The organism is Arthrobacter sp. Dra40, assembly GCF_059091905.1.
The window spans coordinates 66,263-77,695 of sequence record NZ_JBNHHB010000018.1 but is presented as its reverse complement, the minus strand read 5'-3'; the positions used below and the strand labels follow the sequence as shown (position 1 = coordinate 77,695).

8 protein-coding genes and 1 pseudogene are annotated in these 11,433 nt (G+C 67.9%); 7 read left to right on the top strand and 2 right to left on the bottom strand.

The window, feature by feature from the left end; all coding sequences use genetic code 11:
* Together AC5RWT_RS11165 and AC5RWT_RS11160 are read right to left on the bottom strand one after the other, a co-directional pair.
* The coding region (locus tag AC5RWT_RS11165) for an N-acetylneuraminate synthase family protein (RefSeq protein WP_494080279.1) at positions 1 to 523 on the bottom strand (523 nt) is incomplete at its 3' end.
* Positions 524 to 688: 165 nt separating this feature from the next.
* A pseudogene (locus tag AC5RWT_RS11160) lies at positions 689 to 1,750 on the bottom strand (cytidylyltransferase domain-containing protein); the annotation flags it as partial.
* Between the two features lie 140 nt (positions 1,751 to 1,890).
* Between AC5RWT_RS11160 and AC5RWT_RS11155 the strand changes: the two are divergent.
* The 7 genes from AC5RWT_RS11155 (at position 1,891) to AC5RWT_RS11125 (ending at position 11,411) form a co-directional block, all read left to right on the top strand.
* Complete coding sequence (locus AC5RWT_RS11155; RefSeq protein ID WP_494080276.1) at positions 1,891 to 3,486, top strand: glycosyltransferase family 87 protein; 1,596 nt, start codon at positions 1,891 to 1,893, stop codon at positions 3,484 to 3,486.
* Positions 3,483 to 4,922, top strand: coding sequence for a phytoene desaturase family protein (locus tag AC5RWT_RS11150; RefSeq protein ID WP_494080275.1), 1,440 nt, complete (start codon positions 3,483 to 3,485; stop codon positions 4,920 to 4,922). Before AC5RWT_RS11155 ends, AC5RWT_RS11150 begins: the two co-directional genes overlap by 4 nt.
* 40 nt (positions 4,923 to 4,962) lie before the next feature.
* Complete coding sequence (locus tag AC5RWT_RS11145; protein ID WP_494043282.1) at positions 4,963 to 5,982, top strand: PHP domain-containing protein; 1,020 nt, start codon at positions 4,963 to 4,965, stop codon at positions 5,980 to 5,982.
* 101 nt (positions 5,983 to 6,083) lie between these two features.
* Positions 6,084 to 6,566, top strand: coding sequence for a transporter substrate-binding domain-containing protein (locus AC5RWT_RS11140; RefSeq protein ID WP_494080274.1), 483 nt, complete (start codon positions 6,084 to 6,086; stop codon positions 6,564 to 6,566).
* Positions 6,563 to 7,558, top strand: coding sequence for a cation diffusion facilitator family transporter (locus tag AC5RWT_RS11135; RefSeq protein WP_494080273.1), 996 nt, complete (start codon positions 6,563 to 6,565; stop codon positions 7,556 to 7,558). The genes AC5RWT_RS11140 and AC5RWT_RS11135 overlap by 4 nt, the downstream gene beginning before the upstream one ends.
* Before the next feature lie 109 nt (positions 7,559 to 7,667).
* The gene (locus AC5RWT_RS11130; protein ID WP_494080272.1) at positions 7,668 to 8,492 is read left to right on the top strand and encodes a fumarylacetoacetate hydrolase family protein; all 825 of its coding nucleotides are present in this window, start codon (positions 7,668 to 7,670) and stop codon (positions 8,490 to 8,492) included.
* 39 nt (positions 8,493 to 8,531) lie between these two features.
* Positions 8,532 to 11,411, top strand: coding sequence for a helix-turn-helix transcriptional regulator (locus AC5RWT_RS11125; RefSeq protein WP_494080271.1), 2,880 nt, complete (start codon positions 8,532 to 8,534; stop codon positions 11,409 to 11,411).
* The last annotated feature ends 22 nt before the right edge of the window (positions 11,412 to 11,433 follow it).

Sequence of the window (11,433 nt, the reverse complement as noted above, 5' to 3'; positions counted from 1 at the left end):
CGATCGTGGACATGCCGGTGGACAGGATCACCGGCTTGCCGGTCTCGCGCAGCGCGGCCAGCAGGTCCAGGTCGGTGACCGAGGCGGACGCGACCTTGTGGGTGAGCGCGCCGGCCTCTTCCATGAACGCGACCGAGGGAACATCCCAGGGCGAGGCGAAGCAGTGCAGGCCGCGGTCGGCGGCGTGCGAGATCAGCTTCTGGTAGATCGGCATGTCGAACTCCACCCGGTACCGGTAGTCCAGGTAGGTCATCTCGCCCCACGGGGTGGAGCGCATCTTGTCCCGCATGTCCGCCGGGGTGGAGATCTCCGGCGTGCGCTTCTGGAACTTCACCGCGTTCGCGCCGGCCTCGGCGGCGACGTCGATCAGCTGCTTGGCGATCTCGATGTCGCCGTTGTGGTTGATTCCGATCTCGCCGATCACGTAGACCGGCTGCCCGGCACCGACCAGCACGTCACCGATCGCGACGGGAGCCGGCGCACCGGCGGGAACAGTGTTGGAAACGGTAGCTTCGGTAGTCATGAGCTGCACTCTTTCTGTTATTGCTGTGGCTTGTTCTTGGCGGCCGCGCCCGTCGTCGGCACCGCTGCGCGCGGCGAGGATGAGTTCGCAGACCTCGCGGACTGCGCCTTCGCCGCCATGGTGCTGAAGCACGGTCCGTGCTGCAGCCTTGACCTCGGCGCGGGCATCGCCCACCGCCACCGGCCAACCAACGACGCCCATGGCGGGCAGGTCGTTGACGTCGTTGCCCACGTAGGCGACCCGATCGGGATCCAGCCGTTGGGCGGCCATCCAGGTGCGGACTGCCCCGGCCTTGTCCGCGACGTCCTGGAGGACGTCGATGCCGAGCTTCAGCGCCCGGGCACTGACCACCTTGTTCCGTTCGGTGGACAGAATCAGTTGGGGAATTCCGGTGCTGCGCAGCCGGGAGATTCCCATGCCGTCTTCGCGGCTCACGCGGACGAATTCCTCGCCCTCGGCATTCACGAAGGCGTGGTCGTCGGTGTGGACGCCGTCGAAGTCCATCACCAAGGCATCCACGTCGAGGCCGCCGGCCAGGGGTGCGGTTGCCTGGCCGGCCAGCGCGCGGACCACGGCCAGGTCTTCCAGCGAGTCGATTTCGACGGCGTGCTCGGCCGGCACTTCCTGCAGCTTCAGTCGGCCGAAGAAGCGGTGCTTGCGGGCCAGGAAACCTTCGGTCCGCATGGCGTAGAACGCTCCGGTTTCGCGGTACTGGGGCGTGCGGTCCTGCCGGCGGGGGCGCACGTCGGCGCTATGCCCGACGGCGGTGACGGCACCGCCGTCGTCGTGCATCCAGTGGAACGCGTGGCTCTCGGTGACGGAGAAGGCAACGTCGGCGCGGTCCTCCAGCACGTCCAGCACGGCATCGTTCAGGTGCGCCGGATCGATGAACGGGGAGGTGCACTGCATCAGGACCGTGACCGCCGGCGGCCGGGGCAACGATGCGAGCACATGGAGCACCGCCGATTCGCTGCTGGCCGTGTCGCCGGAGAGGTCCGCCGGACGCATGACCACGCGGGCGCCGCAGCGTTCGGCTACGGCGGCAATGTCCGGATGGTCGGTGCTGACCACGACGTCGGTCACCGCCGGCGCGGCCAGCGCGCTGTCGACGGCGCGGGCCACCAGGCTGCGGCCGGCCACGGGCTTCAGGTTCTTGAACGGGATCCCTTTGGAGCCGCCGCGGGCCGGGATGACGACCAGGACTTCCTGGGGGTCGGTGTAACTCATTGGAGCCACGGTAGGAAGCGCCGGTAACGTCCCGGGGTGCCCAAGGTTACGGGAAGGCGAGCAACAGCAGACGTTTCACCTAACCCGCCGTACGCTTTCGCGTCTGTGGCCGATAGTGCGGCCGCCAGTAGGCTTGGAGCATGCCCGGGCCCCGCTCTTCGCGCCGCAGACCGCTGCGCATTGTGGTGCCCAGCCGCAACGATCCGTTCCTCAAGCAGTTCACCGAACTGGTGGGCGGACCCCTGGGTCGGCACAGCGCTCCGGGCTTGGTCTCGCCCGGCTTCTTCACCGTTGAGCGCGTGCTGATCATCTTGACGACGTTCGCCGCGCTGCTCTCGGTCCTGGTCAAGACGCCGTGCCGGCTGGCCGGGTGGGAGTTGCCGGACTACTTCTACATGGGCTGCTATTCGGACTGGCCGGTGCTGTTCGAAACCCGCGGGTTGGCCGAGGGCGTGGTGCCGTTCGTTAGCGCGGGCAGTTCTTTTGAGTACCCGGTCCTGCTCGGGCTGCTCGCCGGGGCGACGGCGTGGCTGGTTCCGGGCGAGGGCGTGTCTGCGGGCCGGGCACTGGCCTATTTCGACATCAATGCCACGCTGGCGGGCGTGGCTTGGCTGGTCACGGTGATCGCCACGGCGCGCATGAGCCACCGGCGGCCCTGGGATGCGGCCATGGTGGCGCTGGCACCGGCAATCGTGCTGGCCGGAACGATCAACTGGGACCTGTGGGCCGCCATGCTGGCGGCACTGGCGATGCTCGCCTTCGCGAGGCGCCGGCCGGCCCGGGCCGGGGTGTTCATTGGCCTCGGTGCGGCGCTGAAGTTGTATCCGGTGCTGATCCTCGGAGCCATCCTGCTGCTGGCAGTCCGTACCGGCCGGTACCGCCCGCTGGCCGCGTCCGCCGCCGCGGCGGCCGCGGTCTGGCTGGTCGCCAACCTGCCGTTCATGCTGCGGGATTTCGGCAGCTGGTTCCATTTCCTGGACTACAGCCGGCAGCGCGAGGCCGGGTATTCGTCCATCTGGTACGCCTACAACCTGACCGTGCAGCGGCAGCAACTGCCCGTCCTCAGCCCGGAGTTCATTAACACTGCATCCTTCATGCTGTTCGCGGCGGCCTGCGCAGGGATCGCCGTGCTGGCCCTGACCGCGCCGCACCGACCGCGGATGGCATCGCTGGTGTTCCTCGTAGTGGCCGCTTTCGTGCTCACCAACAAGGTGTATTCGCCGCAGTTCGTGGTCTGGCTGGTACCGCTGGTTGCCCTGGCCCATCCGCGCTGGCGGGACTTCCTGATCTGGCAGTTCTTCGAGGTGATGCACTGGTGGGCCATTTGGATGCATCTGGGCCAGGTCACCAGCGGCGGCGAGGCGGTGCGGAACCTGGATGCGCCCTATTACGTGCTGGCGGTCCTCGCCCACATAGCCGCGACGGCATACATCATGGGAAAGGTCGTCCGGGCCATCTGGCTGCCTGAACATGATCCGGTCCGGCGGGCGGGCACCGATGATCCCCAGGGCGGCGAGTATGACGGCGGCCCCGATGAGTTCGTGCTCCCGCTGCCGGGCCGCGTCGTCCCCGCGGCGCGGGCGGAGCCGGCGTCCGGCGCTGGAGACGCCGCCCGTGAATATTCTTCAACTGGCATGGGTTCGCTTCGGCCGTCCTCTCGGTGGCCGGGCATTGCCAGCGGGGACGGGGAGGGCCCAAGGTTGAACGGAGAGCCGGAAGGAGAAGATCAATCGTGACGGATGTAGCGGTAGTCGGCGCCGGGCCGAACGGGCTGGCCGCGGCCGTGATCATGGCGCGCGCCGGCCTGGACGTCACGGTCTTCGAGGCGGCCGCCACGCCCGGCGGCGGCGCGCGGACCCTGGAGCTGATCAAGCCGGGGTACTGGCACGACGTGTGCTCCGCAGTGCATCCGATGGCCGCAGCCTCTCCGTTCTTCCGTGACTTCGGGCTGCACAAGCGGGTCGAACTGTTGGTGCCGGAAGTCTCCTACGGCCAAGTGATCGACGGAGCGGCCGCCGCCATCGCTTACCGCGACCTGGAGCGAACCGTCGCTGGCTTGGGTGCCGACGGGGCCGCCTATCGGCAGCTGATGCGGCCGCTGGTCGAGCGGGCGGACGCCCTGCTGGAATTCACGATGGACCAGCTGTTGCAGATACCGGCGAGCCCTGTGACGGCCTTCCGGTACGGGATCCGGACCTTGGAACAGGGCTCTGCGGCGTGGAACCTGCGCTTCAAGGAACAGTTCGCGCCGGCCCTTCTCACCGGCGTTTCCGCACACACCACCGGCGGCGTGCGGCGGCTGCCCGCCGCTGGAGCGGGCCTCATGCTCGGCGCGCTGGCGCATGCCGTGGGATTCCCCCTACCAACCGGAGGATCGCAGGCCATTATCGATGCCATGGTGCAGGACCTGCGGGCACACGGCGGCCGTCTCGAGACCGAGCATCGGGTGACGTCGCTGGCCCAGCTGACCGATGCCAAAGCGGTCATGCTGGATACTGCGCCGACCGAGCTGCTCCGGCTGGCGGGGGGCCGGCTCCCCGCCGGTTATGCGCGCGCTTTGCGGCGGTTCCGCTACGGGCCCGGTGCCGCCAAAGTCGATTACATCCTGTCCGGCCCGGTCCCGTGGGCGCACCCGGAGCTGCGCCGGGCCGGCACCGTGCACTTGGGCGGAACGCGCGGACAGATGGCGGCGTCCGAACGGGCCATCGCCCGGGGCCGACACTCGGAGGATCCGGTGATCCTGGCGGCACAACCAGCCGAGTTTGATCCCTCCCGCGCGCCCGCCGGGGGCCACGTGGTCTGGGCCTACTGCCATGTCCCGCGCGGATCCCCCCGGGACATGGAGTCAATTATCACCGCAGCACTGGAACGGGCCGCCCCTGGCTTCACCGATCTGGTGGTCGACTCCCGGAGCATGTCCGCTGCCGACTACGAGGCGTACAACCCCAACTACGTGGGCGGTGACTTCGGCACCGGCGCGGTGACCCTGCCGCAGCTCGCGGCACGGCCGGTACTGAGCCCCAAACCGTGGCAGACGCCGCTGCACGGCGTCTATCTCTGCTCGGCCGGAACACCTCCCGGACCGGGCGTGCACGGGATGGCCGGCTACCGTGCCGCAGAACTCGTGTTGAAAGAGCAATTCGGACTGGCCGTACCACCCCTGCAGCCGTGAAGCCGTGGCCCGCGGAGCTGATCGAAGGCAAGATGGTCCCATGGATCCCGTAGCGGCCCTCAATGAAATCGCCTTCTGGCTGGAGCGCGAGCTGGCGCCCACGTTCAAAGTGCAGGCGTTCCGGAAGGCAGCCGCCGTGGCCGCCGGGCTGGACCCCGACGAGCTGGCTGCACGGGCGCGCACCGGCCGGCTGAAGAGCATGAAAGGGATCGGGGCCAGAACCTTCGAAGTCATTCAGCAGGCGGTCGACGGCGAGGTCCCCGACTACCTGGTGAAGGTCCGGGAACGTTCGGCGGAACCACTGGCCGAAGGCGGCCGCGAGCTGCATCAGGCCCTCCGCGGCGATCTGCACAGCCACAGCGACTGGTCCGACGGCGGCTCGCCGCCGGAAGACATGGTCGACGCAGCACGCTGGCTCGGCCGCGACTACTTGGCCCTGACCGACCATTCGCCGAATCTCACGATCGCCAACGGCCTGAGCGCAGAGCGCCTGGCCAGGCAGCTTGACCTCGTGGCCCGGATCAATGCCAAAGCCGACGGTATCCGGGTCCTGACCGGCATCGAGGCCGACATCCTGGAAAGCGGCGAACTCGACCAAACGCCCCAGATGCTGGACCGGCTGGACGTGGTGGTGGCCAGCGTGCACTCCAAGCTCAGGTCGGACCGCGGCACCATGACCCGCCGAATGCTCGGCGCCATCAACAACCCGCGCACCAACGTGCTGGGCCACTGCACCGGACGGCTGGTCAAGGGATCGCGGGGAACACGCCCGCAATCGGAATTCGACGCCGAGCGCGTGTTTGCCGCCTGCGCCGAGAACGGCGTCGCCGTCGAAATCAACTCCCGGCCGGAGCGGCAGGACCCGCCGGATGAGCTGATCCAGCTGGCCCTCGACGCCGGCTGCCTGTTCAGCATCGACAGCGACGCCCACGCGCCCGGCCAGCTGGATTTCCTCCACTACGGTGCCGAACGGGCCGCCAACAACGGCGTTCCCGCCGAACGGATCATCACCACGTGGCCGGTGGAGCGGCTGCTGGAGTGGTGCAGCCAGGGGCGGTAGCGCACCGGCGGCACCAAGCCGGGACTCCTTCCTCGCAGCGGAGTCCGCCAAGCCCGTCATAGGCCCTCCGATGAAACGTCAAATCAGCTATATTCCTCAGTATGCTGAACAATTTTTCAAAGGCGGCCTTGGCGGTGCTTCTCATGCTGCTGATGTCCTCCTGCGGCCTGCAGGTGCCTGTGGATCCGGAAGGAACGTTGGACCGGATCAGCAACGGAGTTCTCAGAGTGGGGGTCTCGCATAACCCGCCCTGGACGGCAGTCCAAAACGGGGAGGAACCGGGAGGTTCGGAGGCAGAGGTGGTGAGGCAATTCGCCGGCACCCGCGGAGCAACGATTGAGTGGACAGCCGCCGGCGAGGAATCCCTGATGGGCAGGCTTGAACGCGGCGAGCTTGACCTCGTCATCGGGGGCCTGACGAAAAAATCGCCGTGGTCGGACAAGGCGGCCCTGACCCAGCCCTACGCCGAGGGCCTTGCCCCCGACGGAGGCAAGGAGGAGTACGTCATGGCATCCCGGATGGGCGAAAACGCCTTCATGCGGGAACTGGAAATGTTTCTTCTCGACCGGAAGGAACAGGGATGAATACCCGCTTTGGCCGCACTGAGCTGCCCGACCAGCAGCAAAAAGCCCTGCGCCGCGCCATCAAACTCCAGTGGACCACCCTCGCCGTCCTGGCCGTGTCGGTCACTCTGGTCTTCCTGACCATGGGCAATTCCCAGGCGATGAAGGCGGCCTGGATTGAAGACATGCTCAACTTCGCGCCGCCCATCGCGTTCCTGCTGGCGATGAAGATCATCAACAGGCCGCCCAGCAGGAAATACCCCTACGGCTACCACCGGTCTACCGGGATCGCACACCTTGTTGCTGCGGTGGCTCTGTGCACCATGGGCGCCTTCTTGGTGATCGATTCCGGCATGGGCCTGCTGAAAGGGGAGCACCCGCCGATCGGCTCGGTCCAGCTGCTGGGCCATACCATCTGGCTCGGCTGGCTCATGATGGTGGTCATGGCAGTGACAGCCGTGCCGCCGGTACTGCTCGGCCGCGCCAAGGAAAAACTCGCCGAGCAACTGCATGACAAGGTCCTCTACGCCGATGCAGACATGAACAAGGCGGACTGGATGACTGCAGTCGGCTCGATCGTCGGCGTCGCCGGCATCGGAATCGGTCTGTGGTGGGCCGACGCCGCCGCCGCATTGTTTATTGCGGGCGGGATCCTGCGCGACGGATACAAAAACATGCGCGGCTCCATCACCGACCTGATGGATACCCGGGCCAGAACCTACGATGACTCGGAGTCTCATCCGCTGATCCAACGCATCGATGATTACCTTCGCCAGCTCGAATGGGTCGAAGAATCCGGTTCACGCGTCCGCGACCAGGGCCATGTGCTGCACGCCGAAGCCTTCGTCGTTCCCCGCGACGGCCACCTCCCGTCGGTCAAAGTCCTCGAAGAGGCAAGGGACGGTTGCATCGACCTGCACTGGATGATCCAGGACATCGTCCTGGTGCCGGTTTCCGAACTGCCCGAGGAAGCGGGCGGAGCGTCGGAGCGCCAGTCCGAGCGAAACCTTTGACCTCGGCGCGGTAGGCCGCGGCGCCACCGTATATCGTGCAAAGGGGCGGCTTCCTTTGCTGCCCAAAAAGCTAACGACGGCGGCGCACGGCTGCCGCAAGGAGGTACAGATGCGTCTGGGAACAGTACGGCGGAACGGGACCACGCAGGCGTTCCGGCAGGACGGCGAAGCCACGGTCTACCTGCCGGCCAAGGACGTGGGCGAACTGCTGCAGCGAGACGACTGGCGCACCCTCTCCGGGGAACCGGGGCCGGCGCCGCAGCACGCGGAGCTGGACATGCCGATCCTGCGCCCGGGCAAGATCCTCTGTGCGGGCCTGAACTACTACGCGCATGCCGAAGAAGTGGGCCAGGAAGTCCCGAAGTACCCCACCATCTTCACCAAGTACGCCAATGCGCTCGTCGGCCCGACCGACGACGTGGTGCTGCCCGCCGCCAGCAGCAAGATCGACTGGGAAGCCGAGCTGACGGTGGTGATCGGCTCCCGGGTCAGGCACGCCGACGAGGCCGGCGCCCGCGCCGCGATCGCCGGTTACACGGTGATGAACGACGTTTCGGTCCGCGACTGGCAGGGCCGCACCTCGGAGTGGTTCCAGGGCAAGAACTGGGACCGGATGACTCCGGTGGGCCCCGTCGTCGTCACGGCGGATGAGCTGGATCCCGACGCCGGACTGGCGGTGGAATGCGAACTGGACGGGGTCACCAAGCAGTCGGGCAACACCTCGGACCTGATTTTCTCCTGCGCCAAGCTGGTGTCATATGTCAGCGAATTCATGACCTTGGAGCCCGGCGACCTGCTGGCCACCGGGACGCCCGCCGGCGTGGGCCTGGCCCGGAAGCCGCGTGAATGGATCCCCGCCGGGGCGCAAATGGTCACCCGGATCGAGGGGATCGGCGAGCTGCGCAACCATTGCGTGCCGGAAGAACATAGCTGAAACGTCGCATTTGACGGGCCCGCGGCTTAGGATCAAACCGTGGCACAAACCCGGCTGTACGGGCGTGAGAATGAGGTGGCGCAGTGGCGCGACCTCGCCTCAGCCGTGGAAGCCGGCCACAGCATCGAATTGACGGTCAGCGGCCCGTCCGGCATCGGCAAGACCACGCTGCTGGAAACGCTCTGCGCGGATGCCTCCGCGCGCGGCTGGAAGCTGCTGCGCGCCGCCGGTGCCGCCCGCCGCTCGTTGCCCGGCTCCATGTTCTGGCAGTGGTTCGCACCGCTGGCCCAGCAGATGCCGGACCACGGTCCGCACTTCGACGGGCAGGGCAGGGTGCTGCATTCGTTCCTGACCTCCGCCGGGGGTCCGCTGCACAAGGACGCGCTCACCTATTCCGCGTCCTGGGTACTGCGTTCCTTGGCGCAGGAGGCCCCGGTGATCGCCATGGTGGACGATGCGCAGTGGTTGGATGAACTCTCGCTGCAGTCGCTTTCGGACATGGGGGTGCTGCTGATCGGGGCCCCGCTGCTGATCGTGCGCGGGGTGCGCACCGGCCGGGGCGCCGAGCGTGGTGACGGGATCCGCACGGACACCCTGTTGTTGGATGGGCACGACGGCGGCGCCCGCCAGGGTGAGTCCCGCCCCGGCGCCTCACGCTCCGGCGGCCCCGGCGTCCCCGGCCCCGGCGGGCGGGTGCATTGGCCGTTGGAACCGCTGGACCACCGGGCGGTGGCAGAGTGGGCGGCCTGTCGGATGCCCGCCGTGGATCCCGCGGCGGCGGCACGCATCCATGCGGCTGCGGGAGGGATGCCGTTCTACGTGCACGAGATCCTGGAGGGCGGTGTCGAGGTCGGCACCGACAGGGCAAGCGCGGAAGCCGCAGTGCTGGAAGACCGCCTCGCCCGGCTCTCGCCGGCGGAGCGGACGGTGCTGGACGCCGTCGTCGTGCTGGGGGAGGATGCCAGCCAGCAGCTGCTGGCACGGATGACCCGGCTGCCCACAGACGCCATCGCCTCGGTACTGAAACGGCTGGCCGCGGCGCGTTTTCTGAGTTCGCTGCGCCCCCGGCCGCGGATCCAGCATGCGCTGGTGGCCGACGCGGTGCTCGCCACGCTGGATCCGGAACGCCGGGCCGAAATGCACGGCCTGGCGGCTGCCGCCTTGCGGGCACACGGGAGCGAACCAGCCGTCGTCGCGGGCCATCTGCTGGACACCGAGCCCGGCACTGATCCCGCTGCGGCCGAAATCCTGCTTGATGCCGCAATCGGCGCCCGCCGCTCCGGCTCGTGGGAGCTTGCCGTCCGGTTGATCGGGCGGGCGATGGCCGAAGAACAGTTGCCGGCCGAGCTGCAGCGCAGGATCCTGATTGAGGCCTCGCTGGCCTACCAGGCCGCCGGCCGCATCAAACCGGCAGCGGAGTTAGGGCGCCGGGCGCTGGCGATGACCGAGGGCACGCGGGCCCGGGTCGAGCTGTTGATGGAATTTGCCGAAGCGCAGTATGCCATCAACCGGGTGGAGGAAAGTTCGCGCTGCTTCAGCGAGGCGCTCAAGGAACTGGAGAACGACGCCGAACCGGACACCGAGCTCAGGCGCCGCGTCATTGCGCAGGCCACCGGGGCGGGATTTCAGCAGTTGCAGTTTACGTCGCAATACGGCCAGGAATTGGCGGACATCCTGGCCCAGGATCCGGTCGAGGACGGCCCCAGCGACCGCATGCTGCTCATCCAGGAGGCCCTGCGGCTGAGCGTGACCGGCGCGGATGCCAAGCGCAGCGGTGAACTGGCCCTGCGCGGTTATGCCGGCGGGAAACTGCTGGCGGAGGTCGGCGCGGAATCCAACATCATCAACTATGCAACTGGCGCGCTCAACGGCTCGGAACAGGATGCCGCCGCGTTGGAGCTGCTGGATGCGGCAATCGCCGAGGCGCGGGCCAACTCGTCGCCGATGGCCAATGCCACGCTGAGCTACTGTCGGGGAGCCATCCACCTCAACCGGGGACGGCTGCGGCTGGCCCAGATGGATCTGGAAACCGCCATGCAGGCGGCGGATACCGGCTGGCGAACGTACTTGGAAGTGGCCTGCGTGACGCTGGCCGAGATCTATATTGCCCGGGACGATCTTGCCGCCGCCGACGCCCTGTTGAAGCGGGTGCCGCTGGCGGAAGAACGCGTGCCGCTGGTCCAGGCCATGGCCCTGCAGCTGCACGGAGTAGTCACCGCCGGGCACGGTGAGCATCAGGAGGCCCTTGAGTTCTTCTCCGCAGCGATGGATTTGGATGCAGGCCTGGGCCCAACGTTGAGTCTGTGGAAACGCAGCACCATCGAATCCGCTGCCCGCGCCGGCCAGACCGAATATGCCGCCGCGGTCGCCGCGGAGCTGCTGCAGGAGGTCCGGTCCTTCGGCGCTCCCCGCTTGACCGGCACGGTACTGCGGCTCGCCGCGCTGGCCCAGTCCGGCCGGACCGCTGTCGTCATGCTGCGTGAGGCCATCGCCCTGCTGGAGGCGCACGAAGGCCGGTACCAACTGGCTCTCGCGTTGGCAGATCTGGCGGAGACGTGCCTTTCGTCCGCACAGGCCGACGACTTGCAGGTGTTCCGCGCCGAGGCGCTGGCGGCCGCGCGGAAGTCCTTGGTGCTGGCGAACCGGATCGGGGCCGCCGCGGTGGCACGCCGCATGACGCGGCTGCTGGCCCAGCAGGACTCGCAGCTGCCGCTGATTGCGGAGAACAAGGCGGACCGGCTGACGCCGGCCGAGTACCGGGTCTGCGCGCTGGCGGCCAAAGGACTCACCAACCGCAAGATCGCCGCCGAACTGTTTATCACCATCAAGGCCGTGGAGTGGCACCTGTCCCGCTCCTTCTCGAAGCTGGAAATCAGCTCCCGCAAGGCCCTGCCGACCGTGATGGACCCCCAGGACTGAGTCCGCGGGAGCCTGTTGCCGG